The following is a 23,378-nucleotide window of genomic DNA, read 5'->3' on the forward strand; positions in this document are numbered from 1 at the left end:
CCCCGGGGGCGGGGGGGGGGTGGGTGGGGGCCCGGGCCCCGGGGTGTTTTGTCACAACCTGTTTTCAACCCTGTTTCCCCCCCCACGACCGGTGCTCAGTCGCAGGCCTTCAGGACCGCGTCCGCCACTTCGCCCAGGTGCGCCGCCGCGCTGTGGCCCGACACCAGCCGGTCCGTCAAGTACGCGAAGACCAGCCGCCGGCCCGGGTCGGCCCACGCTATGCAGCAGTTGCTCCCGTTGTGCCCGAACGTGTCCCGCGCGCTCAACGTCCCCATCGGACGGCCCACCCCGCCCAGCTGGAAGCCCTGGGCCCAGCGGACGCGCGTCCCGATCGTGCGGTCGACCACCGCGTCGCCCGAGGGCCGGCGGGCCTCCGTGACCGCCGCTTCCGCGAAACCGTCCAGCAGGGCCTGGTAGAACCGGGCCAGGTCGCGGGCCGTCGTCGAGATGCCCGCCGCCGGGATCACCGCCCGGCGGACCGCGCGGCGGTTCACCACCCGGGCCGTCACCGGGCCGCCCAGGCCGTAGCCGCGGACCGGGACGTGCCGGGACCACAGCGACGACGGCAGCCCGAGGAACGTGTCCGCGAGCCCCAGCGGGACCAGGAACTCCGACGACAACAGCGACTCCACCGGCGTCCCGGTCACCCGCCGGACCAGCTCGCCCAGGATGTGCCCGAACACTAGCGGCTGGTACGCCGCCACCGAACCGGGCTCCCAGCGCAGCGGCGCGCGCTCGATCGCCCGGACCGTGCGCGGCCAGTCGGTCATCGTGAGGGCGTCGCCGGCGAACCCGCGGGCCGTCGCGAAGCCGGACCGGTGCCGCAGCACCTGCCGGATCGTCACCGCGCCCTTGCCGCCGCCCGCGAACTCCGGCCAGTACCGGGCCACCGGGGCGTCCAGGTCCACCTCGGACCGCACCGCCAGCTGGTGCACCAGCAGCGCGACGAACGGCTTGCTCGCCGAGAAGATCCAGTACAGCGCGTCCGGCGGGCCGATGTCGAGCAGCACCCGGCCGTCGCGCAGGACGCACAGGCTCGCCCGCGCGCCACGGGCGTGCACCAGTTCCGCGACGTGGATCACCAAGCGAGGCTACCCGCGCGGCGTATGCTCACGGGCGGACAGGAGGGGATTTGCCATGGCAGGCCACGAAATCACCGACCGCATCGCCGACCTGATCGACGAGGAGCACCGCCTCCGCACGGGCGCCCTCCACCACGGCGGGCTGACGCCGGAGGAGCGGCTGCGGCTCAAAGACCTCGAACAGCAGCTCGACGCGGCCGTCGACCTGCTGCACCGCCGCCAGGCCCTCTCGGTCTTCGACGAAGACTGACGCCGCGGTGCTCAGGCGTGGCGCAGGATGGCGCCGAAGCCTTCCCAGAGGTCCAGGCGCTCGTCCAGCACCACCACGCGCGCGCCGGTCGCCACCGCCGCGAAGGGGAGCGCCTCGTCCGCCCGGCGCGGCTCCGGCTCGCTGACCCCCAGCGCCCGCAAACCGGCCTTGCCCACGGCCACCTGCGCCGGGTCGGGGCCGCCGAACACCGCGGTGTCGCCCGGCGATCCCACCAGCAGCGTCTCGACGTTCGCCTCGGCCAGGGCGCCCGTGACCGCCTCGAGGCCGCTGACCGCCAGTCCGTCCTCGCGGCCCGAGCCGGCGCGGAACCGCTCGGCCAGGTCGTCGAGCACCGCGAGGTGGCGGCCGGCCAGCAGCTCGTGCACCTGCCGGTCCAGCTCCGCGCGTGACGAGCCGTCGGCCCGGGTGGCGCCTTCGACCTCGTGGGCGATCCGGCGGACGGACTCGGGCAAGATCTCGTGCAGGGCCGCGCGGGCCTGCTTTTCCCCGGCCAGGACGACGAGCCCGGCGCCGGACCGCTGCGCCGCCTTCGCCACGTGCTCGGCCACGGTGGCCAGGTTGCGGCGAGCCGTCTCCTCGGCCGAGTTCTGCAGGTGGTGGTGGGCCGGGCCGCCGCCCCGGACCTTGTGCACGGGGTGGTCCGCACCCTCGACCGTTTCGGTGCGGGGCTCGCCGCCGGCGTACTCGGTGATGTCGGCGCCGATCCGGTCGGTCACGACCAGGACGTAGGCCGGGGCCTCTTCGGTGTGGGTCGCCAGCGGCAGCAGGTACGGCAGCGCCGAGAAGCGCACGACCTGGGCCGGCGGCGGGGCGATCAGGCGTCGGTCGAGCAGCACCTCGCCGTGCGCGGCGACGATGCTCCGGCCCGCTTTGCCGGCCGGTGGCTCGCTTTCGCGCACCGCCCGCAGGACGGCTTCGATCGTCGCCTGGTCGGCCCGCTGGTCGCTGAGGGCCGCTTCGATCTCCTTCAGCCGGAGTTCGAGGACCTTGGCGGCGTCTTCGGTGTCGTGCGAGAAGTCGAAGTGGACGGACGCGAACGGCCCGTCCGCGACGGTCAAGTCACGCAGCGGCGAGGTATCCACAGTGGACTCCTTTCCGGATCGGGTCACGGAGTTCGACCCCTCCGGTTACCGCCCGTCCGCGTGCCTAAACGTCGCCGAGCGCCGCGCGGACCGCCGCCACCACGTCCGGGTGGCCGAGGGGCAACGGTGGTGGCACCCGGTCTTCCGGACCTCCGGTCGTCGACGCGACCAGCCGCACCTCCGTACCCGCTTCGCGCAGTTTCGCCACGACGTCCTCACGCTCGGCCAACCACTCCTCGTTGGCCTTCGCGGCGTCGCCGGCGGGCAGGAACGCGTCCGACGCCGGGTCGACCAGCAGCAGGTGCGTGGCGCCGCCCGGGTGGCGTTCGACGAGCTGGAGGGCTTCGGCCGCGAACGGGCCGCTCGCCACGACGGCGATGTCGGGATCGCCGGGCCCGTGGTCGCCGACGAGGTCGTCGGCCTCGGTGAGCGCGCCGCCGGCCGGAACCCGGCACCAGAAGACGCCGCGCTCCTCCGCCAGCGGACGCCAGGTGGCGGGCAGCTCGTCGTGGCGCGCGGCGCCCGCCGGATCGAGCACGATGATCTTCGGCCCGGACAGGTCGCCCGCGGTCACGACCGACGGGCCTTCGGAACGAGCGGGTGCGGCGGCCATGGAAGGTCCTCTCACTGGCGGGGGAGTTCGGGGGAGTCGGTGTCGAGCGGCACCGCGCCGGACCGGACCAGTCCCAATTGGACGGTCTGGCGGCCGGTCAGCCGGTCCAGGACCCAGTCGACCGCCGTGCGCACGCGGTTGCCGGGCATCGCCATGAGGTGGTAGCCGCGCGTCACGGCCTTCGCCGGGAGCCCGGAAAGGGGGATGTGCAACGGGTTCGCCGCCGCGGCGCCGGCCCCGAGGTCGACGACGAAGCCGAGGTCGTGGTGGCGGTAGGTGCCGGGACGGCCGTAGCCCAGCGACGCCGCGACGTTGCGCCCGGCGAGCTTGCCCTGCCGTTCCGCGTGCTGCGCGGTCATCGCGGTGTACTCGCCGGGGCGGGTGAGGTCGGGCACCGCGGCCGCGTCACCGCAGGCGAAGACGTCGTCGCGGCCGGGCACGGTCAGCTGCCCGGTGACGACCAGCCGGCCCTTGGCCGTCTCCAGCCCGAGGCCGGCGACCAGCGGGTCCGGCCGCACGCCGACGCACCACACCAGCGTGTGGGTCGGCACCGGGTCGCCGGTGGTCAGCGTGACGCCCTTGGCGTCCGCGTGGTCGATCGAGGTCTTCATCAGCACCTCGACCCCGCGGGCGCGCAGCACCTCGTCGGCGGTCCGGCCGAGCCGCTTGCCCAGCTCGGGCAGCACGCGCTCGGCGAGGTCGAGCAGCAGCCAGCGGATCTTCTGCCCGGCCAGCTCGGGGTGGCGCCGGGCGAGGGCCTCGGTGAACGCGGGTCCCTGCGCGGCGACCTCGGTGCCGGTGTAGCCGGCGCCGACGACCACGAACGTGCAGCGCGCGTCGCGTTCGGCGGGGTCGTCGGCGGCCGCGGCGAACTCGATCTGACGCGTGATGTGGTCACGCAGGTAGAGCGCCTCGGGCACGCCGCGGAAGCCGTGCGCGCACTCCGGCACACCCGGGATCGGCAGCAGCTTGTTGACGCTGCCCGCGGCGAGCACGACCCGGTCGTAGCGGATCCGGTGCTCGCGGTCCTCCGGGTCGGTGTAGCAGACCTCGCGGGCGTCGAAGTCGACCCCGGTCGCCCGGCCGAGCACGAGCCGCACCCCCGGCAGCGTCTCGGGGATCGACACCGTCACCCGCCGCGGGTCGAGGATCCCGGCCGCCACCTCGGGCAGCAGCGGCAGGTAGAGGAAGTAGTCGGTGGGGTTCAGCACGACCACTTCGACGTCTTCGCCGGCGGTCTTCCGCAGGCTCTTGGCCGCGTGGTAGCCGGCGAACCCGCCACCGACGATCACGACACGCATGGGTCTCCCTCCGGGGCGGACGCTTTCCGCGCCGGTTACCCGGGACCGCGCCGCGGAAACCCCGCGGGGTTGACCTGAGGGCTCAGGGGCGTACGGTCATGGAGTTGGCTGTTGTTCAGAATCAGTGCTCCGGTCAGCGCCCCTGCACGCTGCGTTAGGGAGCGCCATGTATCGTTTTCGCACGATCGACGAGCCGTCCGGCTTGACCTTCACCACCACCACCCGACCGGGCGATGTCCGGGTCATCACGGTGGTGGGTGACATCGACGCCGCCACCGTCACCACCCTCGACGAAGCTCTCGCCACCGGCGAGCGGCTGGTCATCGACCTGACCCGCGTCGCCTTCCTCAGCTGCGCCGGCGTCCGGTCGCTGCTCGAGGCGAACACCCGCGCCGAGGTCGCCGTCGTCGTGAGCGGCCACGCGGTCTCCCGCTCGCTGGAAGCCACCGGCGCGGACCTGCTGCTGACGATCCACCCCCGCGTCGGCGCGGCGATCGCCGAGCTGACCCCGTTGCCCGGCCGGGAGGCGTGACCGCCCGGCGGTCCCGCCTCCCGCCGTCCACTGTGGACAAATGGTGAGCGTCAGTCGTCCGGCCAGTCGCCGGTGGCCTTCTCGTACCCGATGGCACCGGCCCGCTCGGTAGCGGCCTTGACGGCGGCGAAGATCGCGCCCTGCACCGCCGCCGCGATGATCACCTGCTGCCAGGTGTAGTCGCGGTCGGTGGCGTCGGGCGCGTCTTCTTCGCCGGCCACGCGCTTCCAGACCTGCTTGAAGACCTGTCCGGCGAGGATGCCGCCGAGGGCGCCGACGACCCAGCTCAGCGGCTTGTACAGCGCCTTGTTCACGAGTCGTTCCTCCGTCGCAGGATCAACCGGATCACGATCACCAGGCCCAGCACGCCGGCGAACACCGGCAGCGGGTTGCTCCGGACGACGTCGGCGCCTTGGCGGAACTTGACCGCGGTCGGCGCGTTCGTCACGTCGGCGACCTTCGCGGTCGCCAGGTCGAGCTTCTCGTCGACGCTTTCCTTGACCCGGGTCTTCACGTCGAGCTTCTGCCCGAGCGCTTCCAGCGTCTCGGTCAGCTCTTCCCGGGTGGTGTCCCGGTCGAGCCGCGCCTCTTCGGCGTTCTTGGGGAAGTCCCCGCTCATGAGTGCACTCCCTGCTTCACGGTGTCCACGTCCTGGCGGACCCCGCTGATCGCTTCCTCGGGCACCGGTGGCACGCCCTGGGTGACTTCCTTCTTCCCGATCAGCGCGGCGATCCCGGCGACCAGGAACAGCGCGACCGCGACGAGCACCGCGGCCAGCCAGCCCGGCACGACGAGCGCCAGCGCCAGCACAGCGGCCGCGACCAGCGTGCCCGCGCCGAACAACGCGAACAGGCCCGCGGCGCCGAACAGCCCGGCGCCCACGCCCATCTTCTTGCCCTTGCGCTGCAGTTCGAACACCGCGAGCCGCATCTCGTCCCGGACGAGCCGCTTGACCTCGTCGGTCAGGTCCGTCACCAGCTCACCGACCGAGCGGTCGGCCGCCGGCTTCTTGTTCACTTCTTCGATCACGGAACACCTCCTTGCCTGGCCGCCGTGTACCCGGGTCCGCGCGAGGTCAACCACGCCGGGTTTGACGGGTGCGGCACCGGGTAGCCGATTCGGCGACACCACCGACGAGCCCATCGACGAGCCCATCGACGAGCCCATCGACGAGGAGGAGTGCATGAGCACGATCACCGAAATCGTGGACGTGGAGGTCCCCGTTTCGACCGCGTACAACCAGTGGACGCAGTTCGAGGAGTTCCCGCGGTTCATGGAGGGCGTCGAAGAGATCCGGCAGGTCGACGCCACCCACACCCACTGGGTGACGAAGTTCGGTGGCGTGACGCGCGAATTCGACGCGACGATCACCGAACAGCACCCCGACGAGCGGGTCGCCTGGACGTCGGACTCCGGTCCGGACCACGCCGGCGTGATCACGTTCCACCGGCTCGACGACTCCCACACCCGGGTCACCGCCCAGATGGACATCGACCCGGAGGGCTTCGCCGAAAACGTGGCGGACAAGCTGGGCGTCCTCGGCCGCCGGGTGAAGGGCGACCTCAAGCGCTTCAAGGAGTTCATCGAGCACCGCGGCGGCGAAACCGGCGCGTGGCGCGGCGAGGTGGACCGGCCGGGCAGCTAGTTCACACGATCGAGTGACACGGCGGGGCGGGCACCGCCCCGCCGTGTTTCGCGCGCGGACCCCTCGGGTAGGCGGCAGGCATGACGACCACCGACGTCCCGGCCGTGGAACTGAACAACGGCGTGCGGATCCCGCAGTTCGGGTTCGGCGTGTTCCAGATCCCGCCCGAGGACACCGCTGAAGCCGTGCGGACCGCGCTGGAAGCGGGGTACCGCCACATCGACACGGCGCAGATGTACCGGAACGAAGAGGGCGTCGGCGCCGGCGTCGCGGAATCCGGGCTCGCGCGCGAAGACGTGTTCGTCACCACGAAACTGGCGAACGACGCGCACGGGCACGACAACGCGATCACCGCGCTGGAAGGCAGCTTGCGGCGCTTGGGTTTCGACTACGTCGACCTCTACCTGATCCACTGGCCGTTGCCGCACAAGGACAACTACGTCCGGACGTGGCAGGGCTTCGAGGACATCCTGCGGGCGGGCAAGGCCCGCGCGATCGGCGTCTCGAACTTCCAGCCCGCCCACCTCGACCGGCTCGCCGAGGAGACCGCAACGGTGCCCGCGGTCAACCAGATCGAGCTGCACCCGGCGCTGCAGCAGGCCGAACTTCGCGCGTACCACCGGGAACACGGCATCGCGACCGAAGCGTGGAGCCCGCTGGCCCAAGCGGAAGTCCTCGGAGACCCGGTGCTCAAGGAACTGGCCGAAAAGCACGGCCGGACGGCCGCGCAGGTGGTGCTGCGCTGGCACATCCAGCTCGGCACGATCGTCTTCCCCAAGTCGTCGTCACCGGAGCGGATCCGGCAGAACATCGACGTCTTCGGCTTCGAGCTCGACGACGAGGACATGGCGGCCATCGGCGAGCTCGACGCGGGGCACCGGACCGGCCCGGATCCGGACACCTTCACGGGGTGACCGCGGCGTTTCCCTCCGCAACCCTCCGGGTACCCCACCCGGAGAGGTCCCCCTGGAAGGAGCGTCCCCGCATGAGCACCAACGCGTACTTGTCGTTTCTCGTGATCGGGGCGGTGCTGGTTCTGATCGACGGGCAGATCATCTACCGCAGCGGCCGCCGCTACCTGGAGAGCTCCTACGGCGACCCGGCGGCCGGTGCTTCGATGACCCGCCTGGTCACGGTGCTGTTCCACCTCGCGACCCTGGGTGTGCTGGCCCTGGTGTCGACCATCGACCTCGGCGGCGACATCACGGGCATCGTCGCCCGCATCGGCGTGCTCCTGCTGATCCTGGCCATCGCGCACGGGATCACGCTCGCCGTGCTGTCGCGCATCCGCGGTGAGCAGGAGGTCGAGGCGGTCGTCCAGCGCGGCCCCCGGCCGCGGGTCGACCCCGAGCCGCAGACCCCGACGGTGACGCCGGTGGTGCCGGGCCAGCCGGCTTCCTACCCGGACGTCAGCCCGTCGATGGAGAACCGGTCCCCGTACTCGGCCCAGTAGCCGGCGAAACGTTCGTGGGCGGCACTTTCGCGCGAAAGTGCCGCCCACGGTCGCGTCAGGCTTCGGCCACCGGGAGATCGACCTCGGTGTGCCGAGCGGCGAGCGTCAGGGCCAGGTCGGCCAGCTTGACGTTCAGGTCCTGGGACGCGCGGCGCAGCACGTCGAACGCTTCGTCGGCGGTGATGCCCCGCCGCTGCATCAGGATGCCCTTCGCCTGGCCGATCACGTCCCGGCTCTCGACGGCGCGGCGCAGGTGCTGGCGCTCCAGCTCGGCCGCCGCCACTGACTGGGTGTGCGCCAGCGCCAGCGACGCGTGTGTCGCCAGCAGGAGGGCCAGGTCGAGCGATCGGCTGTCGAACGCGTCCGGCCGGCTCGAGTAGATGTTGAGCGCCCCCGAGCGCCGGGGCGGGCGGGCGTCGGGCAGCAGCGCCGTCGCGAGCACCGAGTGGTAGCCGAACGCGGCCGCAGCCGGCCCGAACGACGGCCAGCGCGGGTCGTTCGCGAGGTCCTGCGACCAGCCGATGGCCGGGCCGTCCGGACGGGCCGACTCCACGCACGGCCCTTCGCCGTGGTCGTACTGCACCTGGTCCAGCCGCACCGCGACCGGGTCGGTCTCGACCGGGGTGTGGTACCTGCCGCCGGGCTCCCGCAGGGTGACGCTGACCAGGTCGGCGCCGGGGACGAGCGCGCTCGCGGCGCCGACGACGAGCCGCAGCACACCCCCGACGGTCGGCGTCACGTCGAGCAACGTGCGCGTGAGTTCGGCGAACTGCCGCGTCAGCGGGCCGGCCGGCGGCTCGCCGTCCTGCCCGAAGCGTTCCCGGTCGCGGGCCCATTCGTCTTCACCGATGCTCATGCCGGTCGTCGTCCTCCCTCAGGTGCCGGGTCCCATTCAACCCGATGCCGGCACCCGCCCCGTGCTCAACCGGGCGAGTCGGCGGCGCGGCGGAGCGCGTCCCGCGCCCGGTCCACGAAACCCGGGCCCGGCCACAGCTGGTCGATCTGCGGCACCCGGTCGGACAGATCCGGGTGCGGCACCGTCGCCGCGGCGTCGCGGACCGCGAGGACTTCCTTGCCCAGCTCGGCTCGCCGCTCGGGCGAGCAGGTGAGCCGGACCTGGCGCACGGCCGCCGGGCCCTCGTCGTGGACGTGCCGCCGGACGGCGCGGATGAGCCCGCCCAGCAGCCGCTCGAACCGCGTCTCCTGCGGTCCCGCCCCTTCCAGCTCCCGCATCAGGCCGTCCGCCTCGGCGAGCGCGCCGTCGCCGTCGATGAAGGACTCTTCGGCGACGGCGTGGCGGACCAGCTCCGCGATGAGGTGGTCGGCGAGGTCCTTGCGGTTCTCCGGACTGCCCTGGCCCAGCTCGAGCTCGGTGCACAGGCGGTCCAGCTCCCGGTGGTCGCCGGCGAGGACGGTGGTCAGGTCGGTTGCGGGCTGGCTGCCGTTCATGCACGCTCCTGGTCCGGGGCTCGTGGTTCGCGTTCGGGATACCCGCCGCTCGCACGGCGAATCCCGTGTCGGGTCCCCGCACGCCGGGTATCCGTCGGGAGAACCGGTCCCAGAGGAGGATGATCATGGCAGCGCCGTCGTCGGTGACCGAACGCGAGCGCAAGTACGAGATCGTCGCGGGCAGCGGGGTGCCGAGGCTCGTCGGCGTCGCCGGTGTCGCGACGCAGGACGATCCGGTCGAGCAGATCCTCGACGCGTCCTACTACGACACCGAGACGTTCCGGCTGGCCAGGAGCGGCATCACGCTGCGGCGCCGTGTGGGCGGCCACGACGCCGGCTGGCACCTCAAGCTGCCGGTGTCCGCCGACGAGCGGCAGGAGCTCCAGCTGCCGCTGGGCGGCGACCCGAACAAGGTCCCCGGCCGGCTGCGGCGGCTCGTGCGCGCGTTCACGCTGGGGGAGAAGCTGGTGCCGATCGCGCACCTGCGCACCGACCGGTTCGCCCACCGCCTGGCCGACGGCGACGGCCGGACGGTCGCGACGCTCACCGACGACCACGTCACCGGCGAGGCAGGCGGCGAGAGCGCGCGGCTCGACGAGTGGCGCGAGCTGGAGCTCGAACTGGAACCCGAGACCGACCCCGGCCGGCTCGACGAGTTCGACCGGGCCCTGGCCGACGCCGGCGCCTCGGCCTCGCCGTGGCCGTCGAAGCTGCGGCGCCTGATCGGCGACCGCGTCCCGGCGCCGCCGCGCGGCCGCAAGAAGCCGACGGCGGGCGACGTCGTGCTGGCCTCGCTGCGCGAGCACCACGCCCGCCTGCGCCGCGCGGACGTCGGGGTCCGGCTGGACGTCGAGGACTCCGTGCACCAGATGCGCGTCGCGACCCGGAAGCTGCGCAGCGCGCTGCGCACGTTCGGGTCCATTGTGGACAAGGACGCGACCGCGCCGCTCGCGGCCGAGCTGAAGTGGCTGGGGCAGCAGCTCGCCCCGGCCCGGGACACCGAGGTCACCGAGGAGCGGCTGCGCGAGCGGCTCGACGATGTGCCGTCGGAGCTGGTGTTCGGGCCGCTGCGCCAGTACCTCACGCGCTACTTCGCCCGCGAGGCCGAGGAGGGCCGGACCCGGGCGATGGCGGCGCTGACCGGCAAGCGGTACCTGAACCTGCTGCGCGCGCTGGACACCCTGGTCGAGGAACCGCCGTTGACCGCCCGCGCCCGCAAGCCCGCCAAGGCGGCGCTGCGCAAGCCGGTGCGCAAGGCGGCCAAGAAGCTGCGTCGCGCCGAGGCGGCGGCGAGCGGCGAGGAGGGCCACGAACTGGAGACGGCCCTGCACGACGTCCGCAAGAAGGCGAAGCGGGCCCGGTACGCCGCCGACACCGTGAAACCGGTCTACGGCAAGAAGCTGCGGGCGTGGCGCAAGAACGTCAAGGCCGTCCAGAGCACGCTGGGTGAGCACCAGGACACCGTGGTCGGCCGGGACGTCCTGCACCACCTGACCATCGCCGGGCACGGCGAAGGGCAGAACACCTTCACCTTCGGGCTGTTGTACGCGCGGGACGCCGCGGCGGCGGACGAGCTGCGCGAGCGGTTCGCGGGGGAGTGGCGGCGGCTGCGCAAGGGCGACCGGCCGGGCTGGCTCTGAGCAGCACCGTGTCGTCGTGAATGAGTCATTCAGGACCGGGAGAGGTCCTGAATGACTCATTCAAGGCGGGTGGTGGAGAAGAGGAGCGGGAGCCGGCGGGCGTTCAGCCTTCGCCGGTGAGCTTCCCGCGGAGCTGCTCCAGCGTCTGCGACAGCAGCCGGGAGACGTGCATCTGGGAGATCCCGACGCGGTCGGCGATCTGCGTCTGTGTCAGGCCGCCGAAGAACCGCATCACGAGGATCGCGCGTTCCCGCTTGGGCAGTTCCTGCAGCAGCGGCTGGAGGGCCTCGTGGTTCTCGACCATGGCCATCTCGTGGTCGGGTTCCCCCATGGTGTCCGCCAGCGACAGCGCCTCGGCGTCGTCGTGCACCGGCTTGTCGACCGACAGGGCCTGGTAGGCGTTGCCGGCCACCAGTCCTTCGCGGACCTCTTCGACGTCCAGGCCGAGGTGCTCGGCCAGCTCGGTCGGCGTCGGGGCGCGCCCGAGCCGCTGGGACAGCACCGCCGAACCCTGGCTCAGGGACAGGTGCAGCTCCTTGAGCCGCCGCGGGACCCGCACCGACCAGCCGGTGTCCCGGAAGTGCCGCCGCACCTCGCCCATGATCGTCGGCACGGCGAAGGACAGGAAGTCGTGGCCGCGGCTGGGGTCGAACCGGTCGACGGCGTTGATCAGGCCGATCCGCGCCACCTGGACCAGGTCTTCGCGAGGCTCGCCGCGTCCGGAGAACCGGGTCGCGATGTGCTCGGCCAGCGGCAGGAGCTCGGTCACCAGCTTGCTCCGGACCGCCTCTCGTCGCGGGTCGCCGTCCGCCAGCGTCCCCAGCTCTTCGAACAGCGGTTCGCAGTGGGCGTATTCGTCCGGGCGGTGCAGGAGGGTTTTGCGCTCGCCGCTCACGCGCTCGTTCCCGGGTTCAGCACCAGCTCGATCGTGACGATGCCCGCGCCTCCACCGGGGAGAACGTCGCAGTGCGCGGTCACCGACCGGCTCAGCGTGGTGAGCACGTGCCAGCCGAACGTGCGGTCGCTGGGCGGCCGCGGGTCCGCCGACCGCGTGGAGACGACCACGTGGAGGCCATCGACGGCCTGCACGAACCGGCAGTGCAGCTGGGTACCGAGCTCGGCCAGCTGGACCAGCTGGGCGCACGCCTCGTCGACGGCCATCTTCGCGTCGGCGATGGCGTCCAGCCCGAAGTCCGCGCGCGACACGACGCCGTGCGTGAGCATCCGGACCAGCGGGATCTGCTCGGCCATGGCAGGTAGCCGCAGCTCGACCGGCTCTTCGAGCAGTTCGTCCAGCGTCGGCTTGCCGCTGTGCGCGCCGCCGCTTCGTGTTTCTTCCATGCGCGAGTTACTACCCATCTGGGGGAATGCTGACACGTGCCGATCAGGGGTTTCCGGTTTTGTCACCGGCCGAGCGCCCGTTCGAGTTCCTTCTTGGTCATCGTCGAGCGGCCGTTGATGTTCCGCTTCTTCGCTTCGTTGTACAGCTGGTCCTTCGTCGGGCCTCCGGGGCCCTTGCGGTTGCCGGAGCGCTCGCCGCCGCGCTGCTGCGGCGACTTGTCCTTGACCGACGTCTTGCTCGCCTGCCGGGACTCGCCCGACTGCGCGCGGTTCTTGTTCACTGTCCGGGCCGCGATCTCCTCGGCCCGTTTCGTGCTCGCCCCGCGGTCCTCGGCCGAGTCCTTGACGTGCTCATATTGCCGTTCGCGCTTGGCGCTCCACGACTGAGGCATCGCACACTCCCTTCTCCTCGCGGGCGGGATACCCGGTTGATCACCCGGTAAACCCCGGCGAAGGCCGGTTACCCACGCCACCGGGCGGGTACGCGGGGAGCCGACCCGAGAGGAGGCGCCGATGAAGATCGGCTACACGCTGATGACCGAGCAGGCCGGACCGAACGACCTGGTCCGGTTCGCCGCCGGTGCGGAACAGGCCGGCTTCGACTTCGAGGTGATGAGCGACCACTACTCGCCGTGGCTGGACGAGCAGGGACACGCGCCCTACGCCTGGAGCGTGCTCGGCGCGGTCACGCAGAGCACCGAACGCGTCGAGCTGATGACCTACGTGACCTGCCCGACCATGCGGTACCACCCGGCGGTGGTGGCGCAGAAGGCGGCGACGGTCCAGGCGCTGTCGGGCGGCCGGTTCACCCTCGGGCTCGGCGCGGGGGAGAACCTCAACGAGCACGTCGTCGGCCGCGGCTGGTCGCCGGCCAACGTCCGGCACGACATGCTCGCCGAGGCCCTGCAGATCATCGGCGGCCTCTTCGACGGCGGGTACTTCGACTACGAGGGTAAGCACTTCCGCGTCGACTCGGCGAAGCTGTGGGATCTGCCGGAGCTGCGGACGCCGATCGGGGTCGCGGTGTCCGGTTCGCAGTCGATCCGGCGGTTCGCCCCGTTCGCCGACGCGATGATCGCCGTCGAGCCGAAGGCGGAGCTGGCGAGTGAGTGGGACGCGACGAAGCCCGGGCCGCCGAGCCGCAAGATCGGCCAGATGCCGGTGTCGTGGGGCACCGACCGTGACGCGGCGGTGAAGCGCGCTCACGAGCAGTTCCGCTGGTTCGCCGGCGGCTGGAAGGTCAACGCCGAGCTGCCGGGGCCGGCCGGGTTCGCCGGGGCGACGCAGTTCGTCCGCGAGGACGACGTCGCCGGCTCGATCCCTTGCGGCCCGGACGCCGGGCCGATCGTCGAGGGCCTGCGCGAGTTCGAGAAGGCGGGCTTCACCGACGTCGCCCTGGTCCAGATCGGCGGCGACCAGCAGGACGGCTTCCTCGACTTCGCCGAGAAGGAGCTGCTCCCGGCTTTGCGGGAGTAGTTCCACCCGTTCGGGGGAACGCGGGACGTCGCCATCAGGAGTAGTACGCGGGTTACGGGACAGTCCGGCGACAGGAGTTGCGGATGACCGAGGTGAAGCCGGCACCGAGCCTGCGGGCGGTGCCCCTGGCGGTGGCGCGACGCGGGCCGAAGGGCGGGACCCTGCTCGCCCTGTTCCGGACCACCGACCCGAAGCAGATCGGGCTGCTGTACCTGACGACGTCGTTCGCCTTCTTCATGGCGGGCGGCGCGATGGCGCTGCTGATGCGGGGCGAGCTGGCCCGGCCGGGGCTGCAGTTCCTGTCGCCGGAGCAGTACAACCAGCTGTTCACCATGCACGGCACGATCATGCTGCTGCTCTACGCCACCCCGAACCTGTTCGGGTTCGCCAACTACATCCTGCCGCTGCAGATCGGCGCGCCGGACGTCGCGTTCCCCCGGCTCAACGCGTTCGCCTACTGGCTCTACCTGTTCGGCGGGCTGATCGTGATCAGCTCGTTCCTCACCCCGGGCGGCGCGCCCGACTTCGGCTGGACGGCCTACACGCCGCTGTCCAACGCGATCCACTCGCCGGGCATCGGCGGCGACCTGTGGATCATGGGCCTGATCGTGTCCGGGCTCGGCACCATCCTCGGCGGGGTCAACATGGTGACCACCGTCGTCTGCCTGCGCGCCCCCGGGATGACGATGTGGCGGATGCCCATCTTCACCTGGAACATCCTGTTCACCGCCGTGCTGATCCTGCTGGCGTTCCCGATCCTCACCGCCGCGCTGTTCGGCCTGGAGGCGGACCGCCGGCTCGGGGCGCACGTGTTCGACCCCGAGAACGGCGGGGCGATCATGTTCCAGCACCTGTTCTGGTTCTTCGGCCACCCCGAGGTCTACATCGTGGCCCTGCCGTACTTCGGGATCGTCACCGAGATCGTCCCGGTGTTCAGCCGGAAACCGCTCTACGGCTACCGGCTGATGGTGTTCGCGACCGTCGCGATCACCGGGCTGTCCGCGGTCGTGTGGGCGCACCACATGTTCGCCACCGGCGCGGTGCTGCTGCCGTTCTTCTCGATCATGACGTTCTTCATCGCGGTGCCGACCGGGATCAAGTTCTTCAACTGGATCGGCACGATGTGGAAGGGGCACCTGTCCTTCGAGACGCCGATGCTGTGGTCGGTCGGCTTCATGGTGACGTTCCTGTTCGGCGGCCTCACCGGCGTCATCCTGGCGTCGCCGCCGCTGGACTTCCACGTCACCGACTCCTACTTCGTCGTCGCGCACTTCCACTACGTCCTGTTCGGCACGATCGTGTTCGCGACCTTCGCCGGGATCTACTTCTGGTTCCCGAAGATGACGGGGAGGATGCTCGACGAGGGTCTCGGCAAGTGGCACTTCTGGACGACGTTCATCGGCTTCCACACGACGTTCCTGATCCAGCACTGGCTGGGTGACATGGGCATGCCGCGCCGGTACGCGGACTACCTGTCCTCGGACGGCTTCACGACGCTGAACACGATCTCGACGATCGGCGCGTTCATCCTGGGCGCGTCGACGCTGCCGTTCATCTGGAACGTGGTGAAGAGCTACCGCTACGGCGAGCAGGTCCTGGTGGACGACCCGTGGGGCTACGGCAACAGCCTCGAATGGGCGACGACGTGCCCGCCGCCGCGGCACAACTTCCTGGACCTGCCGCGGATCCGGTCGGAACGGCCCGCCTTCGAGCTGCACCACCCGGAGGCGGTGGAGCGGATGAAGGAGGAGCGGTACGTCCGGTCGAAGCGGGCCAAGGCCAAGCTCCTCGATCCGGGCGCCGACCCGGCCGGGTCGCGGGAAGGCCACGCCGGCTCGGCCGGTTCTTCGCGCTGACCCGGCTGCCGGAGTCAGGCCGGAGCGGGCTCCGGCCGTCCGGTCGCGATCGTGAGGCGCCGGTCGGCGGCCGTCACCCGCAGCGCGCGCCGGACCATCGGGTTCGTCCCGGTGACCACCAGCAGCTCGGTGCCGTTCTGCTCGGCTTGCAGCGCCGCGTGCAGCAGCACGCGGACGCCCGCCACGCCGAGGAAGTCCACTTCGGACAGATCGAGGGTGAGCCGCTCCGGAACCGCCCACAGGCGGTCCGAAACCAGCGAAGCGAGGTCCGCCGCCGTCGCCGTGTCGAGGGCACCGCGGGCGGTGATCAGCACCGCGTGCGGGGCGGGCCACGTCGTGCGCAGCCGGAGGGCGGGATTTCGGGGTCGGGGGACTTGCATGCCGGTTCGCCGCCGTCCTGGGTGCGCGGGTCGGAGCGCCGCGCTCGAGGGTGTTGCAGAGCCGGCTGCTGTGTTGAACCGTCACCCGAGCCTAACCGCGTCCGGACCGGCCGCAACCGGCGTTGCTCCGAACGGGGGTGTCGCCGCGCCGCGGCGGTGACCGCTTGTGCCTGCCGTGACCGGGATGCAGTAATCTCGCGCTGGACCCGTTAAAGCGCTAGCGGCCCACTAGTGGCGCGCGCCCGGGTCCTCCCTGGTTGAGAGCGCCCCGAGAACCGAGTAGAGGGGCGTCACCAGGATGACGGGCGGCGATGAGCAGCTCACCGCGCGGTTGGACGAGGTCACGCTGGCGATGGAGTCGCTGACCGCGATGCTGGACACCGAGCTGGACCTCGGCCAGATGCTGCAGTCGGTGTGCGACCACGCCGTGCAGGTGGTGCCGGGGGCCGACATGGCCAGCATCACGCTGGTGCGCGAAGGCGTCCCCGAGACGGTGGCCAGCACCGACCAGCGGGCGGTGAACTTCGACCGCGAGCAGTACCGGATCGGGGACGGGCCGTGCCTGCGCGCCGCCGAGACCGGGCAGCCGGTCCGCGTCGGCGTCGGGGCGGTGGGCGATGTGTGGCCGCAGTTCGTGTCGGCGGCCGAGCAGCTGGGGGTGGCCAGCTTCCTGGCCGCGCCGCTGACCGTGGACGAGGACATGTCCGGCGCGGTGAACCTCTTCGGCTTCGGCGAACACGGCTTCAGCGAGCTGGGCACGAAGATCCTCGAGCTGTACACGGCGACGGTGGTGATCGGCCTGCGCAGCGCCCGCCGCTACTTCGCGGCGCGCGAGCTGATCGACCAGCTGAACCGGGCCCTCGAAACGCGCGCGGTGATTGACCAGGCGAAGGGGATCCTGATGGCCGCGCACCGGATCACCGCGGAGGAGGCGTTCCAGCGCCTGGTGAAGCGGTCCCAGGACGGCAACCGGAAGCTGCACGAGGTGGCGGCGGAGTTCGTGGCGGCGGTCGCGACCACGAGGGCCTAGCCGGCCGGGACTGTCGGGGCGGACGCTCCCGCCCGGCTGCCTCGGCGACCGGCTGTGCTCCGGGCCTCGCGAGCCGGTGAGCTAGCCGGCCGGGACCTCGTCCGGCGGCGCTTCGGTCTCCGCCGCCTCGGGTCTGTGCCGGCCGCGCTGGCACGTCGTGCAGACCAGCGTGCGGCCGAGGACGGTCCCGTCGTCGGCCACCACCCGGGCGACGTGCATCGTCGGGAAGCCGCACACTTCGCACGGCAGCGACCCGTCCTCGCGGCTGATGCGGAGCTGGGTGCCCATCCGGCCTCCTGATGTGACGTGGGTCTCACACACCTTGCCGGTTTCCTCGGCAGAACCGGGTGAATTCACTCGTTCGGCCTAGTCGTGGCCGTCTCCGGGAACCCGATCGGTGCCTCTTGTGTTGGGCAGGGTGAGACGGGGTAATCGGCCGGCGACCGGGTTCACCGGGGGACTGCCGGAGGGGAGCGAACAATGCGAGACAAGCGGAACGACCTGCGACCGGTGGCGGACCTGCTGCTCGAAGGCGGGGACACGCCGGCCCAAGCGGACACGCGGCGCAAGGCGGCGCTGGCCGTCGCGGCCCGGGCGAAGGATCCTGAGGACTGCGCGCAGCTGCTCGACATGCTGGGCCTGCACCGGTCCGGCGGGCGCAGCAGCGAAGTCGCCTGACGAACGACCCCCGGAGCCCGCCGAGACCACCGGTCCGGCGGGCTCCGGTGCGTCACCCTGCGCTACGACGGGGCGTTTCGGGCCGTGATCACGCGGGTATCGCTGCCGGTGAGGAGGTCGACATGGCCAGACCGGTGTGGAGCGGTGCCCTGAGCCTGGGGCTGGTCACCGTCCCGGTGGAGCTGTACCCCGCGGTGGCGGACCACACGATCCACTTCCACCAGTTCGAACGCGGGACGTCGGACCGGATCCGCAATCGCCGGGTCAACGAGCGGACCGGCGACGAGGTCACCCAGGACGAGATCGTCAAGGGCTACGACCTCGGCGGCGGCGACCACGTGCTGGTGGAGCCCGACGAGCTGGACGAGATCGCCCCGGAGCGGTCCCGGCGGATCGACATCGAGCAGTTCGTCGGACTCGACGAGATCGACCCGTGGTTCTACGACCGCACGTACTGGCTGAAGCCGGCGAAGGAGGACTTCGCCAAGGCGTACGGCCTGCTGCTGCAGGCGATGGACCGCAGCGAGAAGGCCGGCATCGCGAAGTTCGTGCTGCGCGGCAAGGAGTACCTCTCGGCGATCCGCGCCGGCGAGGACGTCATGGTGCTCAACACCCTGCACTTCGTCGCCGACCTGCGGAAGCCGAAAGACGTGCTGGGCGGGCTGCCCAGCCTGCCCAAGCCGCGGCCCAAGGAGCTCGACATGGCGCTCGCGCTCGTCGACGAGATGACCGCGCCGTGGAAGCCCGAGGACTACCGCGACGAGTACTCCGAACGCGTCGAGGAGCTCATCAAGGCCAAGAAGCAGGGCAAGGAGATCGCCCACGAAGAGGAGCCGGAGCCTTCGGCCGACGTCGTCGACCTGTTCGAGGCGCTGTCGCGCAGCGTGAAGAACCGCAAGGGTGGCGGCAAGAAGACGGCGAAGAAGAAGGAGCCGGACCTCGCGGAGCTGACCAAGTCCGACCTGGACAAGCTGGCCCGCGAGCAGGGCGTGAAGGGCCGCTCGAAGATGACGCGCGCCGAGCTGGAGAAGGCGCTGAAGGCCTCGTGACCGGAGGGACCGGACCCGGCTGGCGCGAACCGGCGCTGGCCACGCTCACCGACCGCCGGTTCTCCGACGAGGACTGGATCTACGAGCGCAAGCTCGACGGCGTCCGGGCGATCTGCGTGCGGGACTCGGGCACCCCGACGCTCTACTCGCGCAACCACAAGGTCATGGACAACGCCTACCCCGAGCTCGTCGAGGCGCTGGCGGCCCAGGGCGGGCCGCGGTTCGTGGCGGACGGCGAGATCGTGGCGTTCGACGGCGCGAACACCAGCTTCGCCGCGCTGCAGCCGCGGATCCACCTCACCGACCCGGACCGGGCGCGGGCCACCGGCGTGCGCGTCTACTACTACCTGTTCGACCTGCTGTACTACGACGACCAGGACACGACCGGGCTGCCCCTGCGGCAGCGGAAGGCGTTGCTGCGCGACGCGTTCGACTTCCAGGACCCGCTGCGGCTCTCGGCCCACCGCAACACCGAGGGCGAGAAGTTCTACGCGGAGGCCTGCCGGCGCGGCTGGGAGGGCGTCATCGCGAAGCGGGCGGAGGCGCCGTACCACCACGGACGGACCCCCGACTGGCTGAAGTTCAAGTGCGCCCAAGGGCAGGAGTTCGTCATCGGCGGTTTCACCGACCCGCAGGGCGCCCGCCACGGCTTCGGTGCCCTGCTGCTCGGCTACCACGAGGACGGCGCCTTGAAGTACGCCGGCAAGGTCGGCACCGGGTTCGACGAGCGGCTCCTGGCGTCCCTGCACGCGCAGCTGAGGGAGCGCGAGACCACGCGGTCGCCGTTCGCCGGGACGGTGAAGGAAAAGGGCGCGCACTGGGTCCGGCCGGACCTCGTCGCGCAGATCGGCTTCTCGGAGTGGACGCGCGACGGGCGGCTGCGGCACCCGCGGTTCGCCGGGCTGCGCGAGGACAAAAAGGCGGCGGACGTCGTGCGGGAGCGCGGATGAAGATTTCCCATCCGGACAAGGTGTACTACCCCGGCGACGGGCTGACGAAGGGCGACGTCGTCGAGTACTACCGCGCGGTCGCCGGCGTCATGGTGCCACACCTGCGCGGCCGCCCGCTGACGTTGCGGCGCTACCCCGACGGCATCGAGGGCCAGGGCTGGTTCCAGAAGCACCCGGGGGAGCACTTCCCGGACTCGATCCGCGTCGAAAGCGTTCCCCGGCGGGGCGGCGGCACGGATGACTACGTCGTCTGCGAGGACGCCGAAACGCTGGAATACCTGGCCGGGCAGGGCACGCTGGAGTTCCACGTCTGGCTGTCCACTGTGGACGCACCGGAGCGGCCGGACCGGCTGGTGCTCGACCTCGACCCACCGGACGGCACGCCGGTCGCCGAGCTGCGCGCGGTCGCGCGGCGGATCCGCGACCACTACGAGCGGGTGGGGCTGACGCCGTTCGTCCAGGCGACCGGCGGCCGCGGCTTCCACGTGCTCGCGCCGCTGGACACCAAGACCGACACCGAGACCGTCCTGGAGCTGTCGCGCGCACTGGCGGACCGCGTCGCCGCGGACGACCCGGACCGCCTGACGACGGCCCAGCGCAAGGACAAGCGCGGCGACCGGATCTTCCTGGACGCCAACCGCAACGGCTACGCGCAGACGTTCGTCGCGCCGTACTCGCTGCGCGCCCGCCCGGGTGCCGCGGCGGCGACCCCGCTGGACTGGCGCGAGCTGGGCAAGGCGGAGCCGGCCGGGTGGAGCCTGGCGAAGGAGAAGCAGCGCTTGGCGCGCAAGGAGGACCCGTGGCGGGACCTGGACGCGCACGCAGCATCGGCCGAAGCGGCGTTGAAGCAGCTCACTTGAGCAGCTTGCTCGCGGCCTTGAGGTCGTCGACGAACGCCGCGTAGGCCACGTCGCGGTCGGGGGCCCGCAGGACCGCCGACGGGTGCACGGTGGCGATCGCGGCGGGGACCAGCTCGGCCACGTCCTCGGGCGCTTCGACCACTTCGCCGCGGTGGGCCGTCAGCTTGAACTTGGTGCCCAGCAGCGACTGCGCGGCCGTCGCACCCAGCAGCAGCACCAGCTCCGGGCGCACCGCGCGCAGCTCCGCCAGCAGCCACGGCCGGCAGGCGACCACCTCGGTGCGGCCGGGCTTCTGGTGGATGCGGCGCTTCCCGCGTTCGTCGCGCTTGAACTTGAAGTGCTTGACGGCGTTGGTGACGTACAGGGCCTTCCGGTCGAAACCGGCCTCCTCGAAGGCGCGGTCGAGGAGCTTCCCGGCCGGCCCGACGAACGGCTCGCCCGCGAGGTCCTCCTTGTCGCCCGGCTGTTCGCCGACGACCAGGACCTTCGCCTGCTTGGTGCCTTCGCCGAACACGGTCTGCGTGGCGTCCTGGTACAGCGAGCAACCTCGGCAGCCCGACGCCGCCGACCGCAACCGGTCGAGATCGGTGGTGTCCGGCGGCTCGGCACCGCGGGTGTCCGGCATGTGCCGGGAATTTCCCGCCGCGGCGCCCGAGTAAACCCCCGCGTCCCGGGTAGCCGCGCCGTGACGCTCGAGAAACGGAAGGAGTTCGCGATGACCACCGCACGCGAGATCATGACGTCGGACGCGACCTGCGCCCGGGAGTCGGACACCGTGCACGACGCGGCGCAGACCATGGCCCGGCTGAACGTCGGCGCCCTGCCGATCTGCGGTGAGGACAACCGGCTGAAGGGCATGATCACCGACCGCGACATCGTGGTCAAGGTGCTGGCCGAGGGCAAGGACGTGCGCGCGGTCCACGTCGGCGAGCTGGCGCAGGGCGAGGTCGTGACGATCGGGGCGGACGACGGCGCGGAGGAGATCCTGCGCACCATGTCCGAGCACCGCGTCCGCCGGCTCCCGGTGATCGACGGGCACGAACTGGTCGGGATCGTCGCGCAGGCCGACGTCGCGCGGGCCTTGTCGAACCCGACGGCCGGTGAGCTGGTCGAGGCCCTGTCCTACGACTGAGCGACGGTGATTCGCCCCGCGCGGTCCGGGTACCCCGCGGATATGTCACGCAGCCGAGGAAAAGTGGAAGTCGCGACCCGCGTCGCCTTGGACACCCCCGACGACCTGGCCGAGCACTACACGCCCGGCGTCGCGGAGCAGGCGAAGCGGGTCTGGGACGATCCGTCGGTCCTCGCCCGCGAGACGGTCAAGGGCAACTCGGTCGCCATCGTGTCCGACGGGTCCGCCCTGCTCGGGCTCGGCGACCGGGGCCCGGCCGCCGCGCTGCCCGTGATGGAGGGCAAGGCGGCGCTGCTCAAGCGGTTCGCCGACGTCGACGCGTGGCCGATCTGCCCCGTGAGCCGCGAACCCGACGACCTCGTCCGCACCGTGAAGGACCTGGCGACGTCGTTCGGCGCGATCAACCTCGAGGACATCGCCGCGCCGCGGTGCTTCACCGTCGAGCGGCGGCTGCACGACGAGCTGGACATCCCGGTGTTCCACGACGACCAGCACGGGACGGCCGTCGTCGTGCTCGGCGCGCTGCACAACGCGCTGAAGCTGACCGGCCGCGACCCCGAGGGCACGTCGGTCGTCATCGCCGGGGCGGGCGCGGCGGGCAGCGCCATTACCCGGCTGCTGCTGCGCGCGGGCTACCGGTCCGACGGCATCATCGTCTGCGACAGCGAAGGCGTGCTCCACCCGGACCGGGACCTGATGGGGGAGAAGCACTGGCTGGCCGAGCACACCAACGCCGGCCGCGCCACCGGCAGCGTCCAGGACGCGCTGCGCGACGCGGACGTGTTCATCGGCGTCAGCGCGGGTGGCCTGCTCGACCCCGGCGACCTCGCCACGATGGCCGACCGCCCGATCGTCTTCGCGCTGGCCAACCCCGAACCGGAGGTCGACCCCGAAGCGGCGGGCGAGCACGCCGAAATCGTGGCGACCGGCCGCAGCGACTTCCCCAACCAGATCAACAACGTGCTGGCGTTCCCGGGCATGTTCCGAGGCCTGCTCGACTCGGGGGCGCCGAAGGTGACTCCCGAAATGCTGCTGGCGGCGGCGCACGCGCTGGCGGACGTGGTCGGCGACGGCCTGGACGCGGGGCACATCGTGCCGAGCGTGTTCGACGAGGCGCTGGTGCCGGCCCTGGCGGAGGCGGTGGCCGGCGCGGCGAAGGCGGCCGATCAGTCGACTGTGGACCCGGCCGCCGGCGTCCCGTCCTGAGCGGACTTCGGGGCCGTCTCGGCGCGGGCGATGTGCCAGGCGACCAGCGCGCCGGCGCCGACCGTGCCCCAGAGCACGAGCGCGGCGTCGCGGGCGAACAGGCCGACGACGAGCATGACCACGGCGGTGACGTCGCACAGCACGAGCAGCAGGTTCCACCGCTTCGCCTCGCGCAGGGTGCGGCCGGTGAAGGCGGCGGCGAACGCGGGGTCGCTCGCCTGCAGCTCCGCTTCGATCTCGCGCAGAGCGTGGCGCTCTCGGTCCGGCAGCATGGTGGCCTCCTCGCCTTCGGCTACCGCAGAGGTACCCCCTCCGCGCGCCTCCCAAGCAGCACTTTCTCGTGAAATCGGCG

31 protein-coding genes are annotated in these 23,378 nt (G+C 71.7%); 15 read left to right on the top strand and 16 right to left on the bottom strand.

What is annotated here, in order from left to right; translation table 11 throughout:
• Window positions 1-95: 95 nt before the first annotated feature.
• Window positions 96-1,082, bottom strand: coding sequence for a serine hydrolase domain-containing protein (locus ACIRSS_RS49220; protein ID WP_400909182.1), 987 nt, complete (start codon window positions 1,080-1,082; stop codon window positions 96-98).
• Between the two features lie 55 nt (window positions 1,083-1,137).
• Here ACIRSS_RS49220 and ACIRSS_RS49225 point away from each other — a divergent pair, with 55 nt between their 5' ends.
• On the top strand, window positions 1,138-1,332 hold the full coding sequence (locus ACIRSS_RS49225; RefSeq protein WP_400909185.1) for a DUF2630 family protein: 195 nt from the start codon (window positions 1,138-1,140) through the stop codon (window positions 1,330-1,332).
• An 11-nt stretch (window positions 1,333-1,343) separates the two neighbouring features.
• On the opposite strand, the gene ACIRSS_RS49230 is transcribed toward ACIRSS_RS49225, so the two are convergent.
• From ACIRSS_RS49230 to ACIRSS_RS49240, 3 genes are read right to left on the bottom strand one after another with little or no spacing between them, the layout of a single operon-like run.
• The gene (locus tag ACIRSS_RS49230; RefSeq protein WP_400909188.1) at window positions 1,344-2,462 is read right to left on the bottom strand and encodes a Vms1/Ankzf1 family peptidyl-tRNA hydrolase; all 1,119 of its coding nucleotides are present in this window, start codon (window positions 2,460-2,462) and stop codon (window positions 1,344-1,346) included.
• A 37-nt stretch (window positions 2,463-2,499) separates the two neighbouring features.
• Complete coding sequence (locus ACIRSS_RS49235) at window positions 2,500-3,048, bottom strand: hypothetical protein (RefSeq protein ID WP_400909190.1); 549 nt, start codon at window positions 3,046-3,048, stop codon at window positions 2,500-2,502.
• Window positions 3,049-3,059: 11 nt separating this feature from the next.
• The gene (locus tag ACIRSS_RS49240) at window positions 3,060-4,349 is read right to left on the bottom strand and encodes an NAD(P)/FAD-dependent oxidoreductase (protein WP_400909193.1); all 1,290 of its coding nucleotides are present in this window, start codon (window positions 4,347-4,349) and stop codon (window positions 3,060-3,062) included.
• A gap of 166 nt (window positions 4,350-4,515) precedes the next feature.
• Between ACIRSS_RS49240 and ACIRSS_RS49245 the strand changes: the two genes are divergently transcribed.
• On the top strand, window positions 4,516-4,881 hold the full coding sequence (locus ACIRSS_RS49245) for an STAS domain-containing protein (protein WP_400909196.1): 366 nt from the start codon (window positions 4,516-4,518) through the stop codon (window positions 4,879-4,881).
• Between the two features lie 50 nt (window positions 4,882-4,931).
• On the opposite strand, the gene ACIRSS_RS49250 is transcribed toward ACIRSS_RS49245, so the two are convergent.
• From ACIRSS_RS49250 to ACIRSS_RS49260, 3 genes are read right to left on the bottom strand one after another with little or no spacing between them, the layout of a single operon-like run.
• Window positions 4,932-5,195, bottom strand: coding sequence for a DUF4235 domain-containing protein (locus ACIRSS_RS49250; protein WP_400909199.1), 264 nt, complete (start codon window positions 5,193-5,195; stop codon window positions 4,932-4,934).
• Complete coding sequence (locus ACIRSS_RS49255; RefSeq protein ID WP_400909201.1) at window positions 5,192-5,500, bottom strand: DUF3618 domain-containing protein; 309 nt, start codon at window positions 5,498-5,500, stop codon at window positions 5,192-5,194. Before ACIRSS_RS49255 ends, ACIRSS_RS49250 begins: the two co-directional genes overlap by 4 nt.
• A complete protein-coding gene (locus ACIRSS_RS49260; protein WP_400909204.1) occupies window positions 5,497-5,910 on the bottom strand; it encodes a phage holin family protein in 414 nt (137 codons plus the stop codon). The genes ACIRSS_RS49255 and ACIRSS_RS49260 overlap by 4 nt, the downstream gene beginning before the upstream one ends.
• 154 nt (window positions 5,911-6,064) lie before the next feature.
• Here ACIRSS_RS49260 and ACIRSS_RS49265 point away from each other — a divergent pair, with 154 nt between their 5' ends.
• From ACIRSS_RS49265 to ACIRSS_RS49275, 3 genes are all read left to right on the top strand, one after another.
• Complete coding sequence (locus ACIRSS_RS49265) at window positions 6,065-6,526, top strand: SRPBCC family protein (RefSeq protein WP_400909206.1); 462 nt, start codon at window positions 6,065-6,067, stop codon at window positions 6,524-6,526.
• A gap of 80 nt (window positions 6,527-6,606) precedes the next feature.
• Entirely contained in the window at window positions 6,607-7,440 is an 834-nt protein-coding gene (locus tag ACIRSS_RS49270) for an aldo/keto reductase (RefSeq protein ID WP_400909208.1), read from the top strand.
• 71 nt (window positions 7,441-7,511) lie between these two features.
• Entirely contained in the window at window positions 7,512-7,979 is a 468-nt protein-coding gene (locus tag ACIRSS_RS49275; protein ID WP_400909211.1) for a hypothetical protein, read from the top strand.
• 55 nt (window positions 7,980-8,034) lie between these two features.
• On the opposite strand, the gene ACIRSS_RS49280 is transcribed toward ACIRSS_RS49275, so the two are convergent.
• Window positions 8,035-8,835, bottom strand: a complete 801-nt coding sequence (locus ACIRSS_RS49280) for an ANTAR domain-containing protein (protein ID WP_400909214.1) — start codon at window positions 8,833-8,835, stop codon at window positions 8,035-8,037.
• 65 nt (window positions 8,836-8,900) lie between these two features.
• Window positions 8,901-9,428, bottom strand: coding sequence for a hemerythrin domain-containing protein (locus ACIRSS_RS49285; protein ID WP_400909217.1), 528 nt, complete (start codon window positions 9,426-9,428; stop codon window positions 8,901-8,903).
• Between the two features lie 125 nt (window positions 9,429-9,553).
• Between ACIRSS_RS49285 and ACIRSS_RS49290 the strand changes: the two genes are divergently transcribed.
• A complete protein-coding gene (locus ACIRSS_RS49290; RefSeq protein ID WP_400909219.1) occupies window positions 9,554-11,068 on the top strand; it encodes a CHAD domain-containing protein in 1,515 nt (504 codons plus the stop codon).
• A gap of 103 nt (window positions 11,069-11,171) precedes the next feature.
• Here ACIRSS_RS49290 and ACIRSS_RS49295 read toward each other — a convergent pair whose 3' ends face one another.
• The 3 genes from ACIRSS_RS49295 to ACIRSS_RS49305 form a co-directional block, all read right to left on the bottom strand.
• Window positions 11,172-11,963, bottom strand: coding sequence for a SigB/SigF/SigG family RNA polymerase sigma factor (locus ACIRSS_RS49295; RefSeq protein WP_400909222.1), 792 nt, complete (start codon window positions 11,961-11,963; stop codon window positions 11,172-11,174).
• The gene (locus ACIRSS_RS49300) at window positions 11,960-12,409 is read right to left on the bottom strand and encodes an anti-sigma factor (protein WP_400909224.1); all 450 of its coding nucleotides are present in this window, start codon (window positions 12,407-12,409) and stop codon (window positions 11,960-11,962) included. Before ACIRSS_RS49300 ends, ACIRSS_RS49295 begins: the two co-directional genes overlap by 4 nt.
• A 62-nt stretch (window positions 12,410-12,471) precedes the next feature.
• Entirely contained in the window at window positions 12,472-12,801 is a 330-nt protein-coding gene (locus tag ACIRSS_RS49305; protein WP_400909226.1) for a plasmid stabilization protein, read from the bottom strand.
• Window positions 12,802-12,922: 121 nt separating this feature from the next.
• On the opposite strand from ACIRSS_RS49305, the gene ACIRSS_RS49310 reads away from it, so the two are divergent.
• Together ACIRSS_RS49310 and ctaD are read left to right on the top strand one after the other, a co-directional pair.
• Window positions 12,923-13,885 (top strand): TIGR03557 family F420-dependent LLM class oxidoreductase, encoded by a 963-nt coding sequence (locus tag ACIRSS_RS49310; protein WP_400909229.1) that lies wholly within the window; start codon window positions 12,923-12,925, stop codon window positions 13,883-13,885.
• Between the two features lie 83 nt (window positions 13,886-13,968).
• The gene (gene ctaD / locus ACIRSS_RS49315; RefSeq protein WP_400909231.1) at window positions 13,969-15,741 is read left to right on the top strand and encodes a cytochrome c oxidase subunit I; all 1,773 of its coding nucleotides are present in this window, start codon (window positions 13,969-13,971) and stop codon (window positions 15,739-15,741) included.
• Between the two features lie 14 nt (window positions 15,742-15,755).
• On the opposite strand, the gene ACIRSS_RS49320 is transcribed toward ctaD, so the two are convergent.
• Window positions 15,756-16,121, bottom strand: a complete 366-nt coding sequence (locus tag ACIRSS_RS49320) for an STAS domain-containing protein (protein ID WP_400909233.1) — start codon at window positions 16,119-16,121, stop codon at window positions 15,756-15,758.
• A 298-nt stretch (window positions 16,122-16,419) separates the two neighbouring features.
• Here ACIRSS_RS49320 and ACIRSS_RS49325 point away from each other — a divergent pair, with 298 nt between their 5' ends.
• The gene (locus ACIRSS_RS49325) at window positions 16,420-17,151 is read left to right on the top strand and encodes an ANTAR domain-containing protein (RefSeq protein WP_400909235.1); all 732 of its coding nucleotides are present in this window, start codon (window positions 16,420-16,422) and stop codon (window positions 17,149-17,151) included.
• An 81-nt stretch (window positions 17,152-17,232) separates the two neighbouring features.
• Here the strand turns inward: ACIRSS_RS49325 and ACIRSS_RS49330 are convergent, their stop codons facing one another.
• The gene (locus tag ACIRSS_RS49330; RefSeq protein ID WP_400909237.1) at window positions 17,233-17,439 is read right to left on the bottom strand and encodes a hypothetical protein; all 207 of its coding nucleotides are present in this window, start codon (window positions 17,437-17,439) and stop codon (window positions 17,233-17,235) included.
• Window positions 17,440-17,631: 192 nt separating this feature from the next.
• On the opposite strand from ACIRSS_RS49330, the gene ACIRSS_RS49335 reads away from it, so the two are divergent.
• The 4 genes from ACIRSS_RS49335 to ligD (ACIRSS_RS49350) all read left to right on the top strand — a co-directional run bounded on the left by ACIRSS_RS49335 (window position 17,632) and on the right by ligD (ACIRSS_RS49350) (window position 20,688).
• Entirely contained in the window at window positions 17,632-17,829 is a 198-nt protein-coding gene (locus ACIRSS_RS49335) for a hypothetical protein (RefSeq protein WP_400909239.1), read from the top strand.
• Window positions 17,830-17,951: 122 nt separating this feature from the next.
• Entirely contained in the window at window positions 17,952-18,878 is a 927-nt protein-coding gene (locus tag ACIRSS_RS49340; RefSeq protein ID WP_400909241.1) for a Ku protein, read from the top strand.
• A complete protein-coding gene (ligD, locus tag ACIRSS_RS49345; protein ID WP_400909243.1) occupies window positions 18,875-19,828 on the top strand; it encodes a non-homologous end-joining DNA ligase in 954 nt (317 codons plus the stop codon). Before ACIRSS_RS49340 ends, ligD (ACIRSS_RS49345) begins: the two co-directional genes overlap by 4 nt.
• Window positions 19,825-20,688 carry a non-homologous end-joining DNA ligase gene (ligD, locus tag ACIRSS_RS49350; RefSeq protein ID WP_400909245.1) on the top strand — a complete coding sequence of 288 codons (864 nt, stop codon included), beginning with the start codon at window positions 19,825-19,827 and terminating at the stop codon, window positions 20,686-20,688. Before ligD (ACIRSS_RS49345) ends, ligD (ACIRSS_RS49350) begins: the two co-directional genes overlap by 4 nt.
• Here ligD (ACIRSS_RS49350) and ACIRSS_RS49355 read toward each other — a convergent pair.
• Entirely contained in the window at window positions 20,681-21,313 is a 633-nt protein-coding gene (locus tag ACIRSS_RS49355) for a UdgX family uracil-DNA binding protein (protein ID WP_400909247.1), read from the bottom strand. The genes ligD (ACIRSS_RS49350) and ACIRSS_RS49355 overlap by 8 nt on opposite strands.
• 90 nt (window positions 21,314-21,403) lie before the next feature.
• Here ACIRSS_RS49355 and ACIRSS_RS49360 point away from each other — a divergent pair, with 90 nt between their 5' ends.
• Together ACIRSS_RS49360 and ACIRSS_RS49365 are read left to right on the top strand one after the other, a co-directional pair.
• Entirely contained in the window at window positions 21,404-21,820 is a 417-nt protein-coding gene (locus ACIRSS_RS49360) for a CBS domain-containing protein (protein WP_400909249.1), read from the top strand.
• Window positions 21,821-21,883: 63 nt separating this feature from the next.
• Window positions 21,884-23,026: an NADP-dependent malic enzyme gene (locus ACIRSS_RS49365; RefSeq protein WP_400909251.1), complete on the top strand. Its 1,143-nt coding sequence runs from the start codon at window positions 21,884-21,886 to the stop codon at window positions 23,024-23,026.
• On the opposite strand, the gene ACIRSS_RS49370 is transcribed toward ACIRSS_RS49365, so the two are convergent.
• The gene (locus ACIRSS_RS49370; RefSeq protein WP_400909253.1) at window positions 22,987-23,298 is read right to left on the bottom strand and encodes a DUF3040 domain-containing protein; all 312 of its coding nucleotides are present in this window, start codon (window positions 23,296-23,298) and stop codon (window positions 22,987-22,989) included. The genes ACIRSS_RS49365 and ACIRSS_RS49370 overlap by 40 nt on opposite strands.
• Window positions 23,299-23,378 lie beyond the last annotated feature (80 nt).

This window comes from Amycolatopsis sp. NPDC101161 (assembly GCF_044768185.1).
Lineage (GTDB): Bacteria > Actinomycetota > Actinomycetes > Mycobacteriales > Pseudonocardiaceae > Amycolatopsis.

What these genes read in the sequence shown, in the direction of transcription:
- ACIRSS_RS49225 (WP_400909185.1), top strand. Translation starts at nt 1,138, where the DNA reads ATGGCAGGCCACGAAATCACCGACCGCATCGCCGACCTGATCGACGAG.
- ACIRSS_RS49235 (WP_400909190.1), bottom strand. Translation starts at nt 3,048, where the DNA reads ATGGCCGCCGCACCCGCTCGTTCCGAAGGCCCGTCGGTCGTGACCGCG.
- ACIRSS_RS49240 (WP_400909193.1), bottom strand. Translation starts at nt 4,349, where the DNA reads ATGCGTGTCGTGATCGTCGGTGGCGGGTTCGCCGGCTACCACGCGGCC.
- ACIRSS_RS49245 (WP_400909196.1), top strand. Translation starts at nt 4,516, where the DNA reads ATGTATCGTTTTCGCACGATCGACGAGCCGTCCGGCTTGACCTTCACC.
- ACIRSS_RS49255 (WP_400909201.1), bottom strand. Translation starts at nt 5,500, where the DNA reads ATGAGCGGGGACTTCCCCAAGAACGCCGAAGAGGCGCGGCTCGACCGG.
- ACIRSS_RS49265 (WP_400909206.1), top strand. Translation starts at nt 6,065, where the DNA reads ATGAGCACGATCACCGAAATCGTGGACGTGGAGGTCCCCGTTTCGACC.
- ACIRSS_RS49270 (WP_400909208.1), top strand. Translation starts at nt 6,607, where the DNA reads ATGACGACCACCGACGTCCCGGCCGTGGAACTGAACAACGGCGTGCGG.
- ACIRSS_RS49275 (WP_400909211.1), top strand. Translation starts at nt 7,512, where the DNA reads ATGAGCACCAACGCGTACTTGTCGTTTCTCGTGATCGGGGCGGTGCTG.
- ACIRSS_RS49280 (WP_400909214.1), bottom strand. Translation starts at nt 8,835, where the DNA reads ATGAGCATCGGTGAAGACGAATGGGCCCGCGACCGGGAACGCTTCGGG.
- ACIRSS_RS49285 (WP_400909217.1), bottom strand. Translation starts at nt 9,428, where the DNA reads ATGAACGGCAGCCAGCCCGCAACCGACCTGACCACCGTCCTCGCCGGC.
- ACIRSS_RS49290 (WP_400909219.1), top strand. Translation starts at nt 9,554, where the DNA reads ATGGCAGCGCCGTCGTCGGTGACCGAACGCGAGCGCAAGTACGAGATC.
- ACIRSS_RS49300 (WP_400909224.1), bottom strand. Translation starts at nt 12,409, where the DNA reads ATGGAAGAAACACGAAGCGGCGGCGCGCACAGCGGCAAGCCGACGCTG.
- ACIRSS_RS49305 (WP_400909226.1), bottom strand. Translation starts at nt 12,801, where the DNA reads ATGCCTCAGTCGTGGAGCGCCAAGCGCGAACGGCAATATGAGCACGTC.
- ACIRSS_RS49310 (WP_400909229.1), top strand. Translation starts at nt 12,923, where the DNA reads ATGAAGATCGGCTACACGCTGATGACCGAGCAGGCCGGACCGAACGAC.
- ctaD (WP_400909231.1), top strand. Translation starts at nt 13,969, where the DNA reads ATGACCGAGGTGAAGCCGGCACCGAGCCTGCGGGCGGTGCCCCTGGCG.
- ACIRSS_RS49320 (WP_400909233.1), bottom strand. Translation starts at nt 16,121, where the DNA reads ATGCAAGTCCCCCGACCCCGAAATCCCGCCCTCCGGCTGCGCACGACG.
- ACIRSS_RS49325 (WP_400909235.1), top strand. Translation starts at nt 16,420, where the DNA reads ATGACGGGCGGCGATGAGCAGCTCACCGCGCGGTTGGACGAGGTCACG.
- ACIRSS_RS49330 (WP_400909237.1), bottom strand. Translation starts at nt 17,439, where the DNA reads ATGGGCACCCAGCTCCGCATCAGCCGCGAGGACGGGTCGCTGCCGTGC.
- ACIRSS_RS49335 (WP_400909239.1), top strand. Translation starts at nt 17,632, where the DNA reads ATGCGAGACAAGCGGAACGACCTGCGACCGGTGGCGGACCTGCTGCTC.
- ACIRSS_RS49340 (WP_400909241.1), top strand. Translation starts at nt 17,952, where the DNA reads ATGGCCAGACCGGTGTGGAGCGGTGCCCTGAGCCTGGGGCTGGTCACC.
- ligD (WP_400909245.1), top strand. Translation starts at nt 19,825, where the DNA reads ATGAAGATTTCCCATCCGGACAAGGTGTACTACCCCGGCGACGGGCTG.
- ACIRSS_RS49355 (WP_400909247.1), bottom strand. Translation starts at nt 21,313, where the DNA reads ATGCCGGACACCCGCGGTGCCGAGCCGCCGGACACCACCGATCTCGAC.
- ACIRSS_RS49360 (WP_400909249.1), top strand. Translation starts at nt 21,404, where the DNA reads ATGACCACCGCACGCGAGATCATGACGTCGGACGCGACCTGCGCCCGG.
- ACIRSS_RS49370 (WP_400909253.1), bottom strand. Translation starts at nt 23,298, where the DNA reads ATGCTGCCGGACCGAGAGCGCCACGCTCTGCGCGAGATCGAAGCGGAG.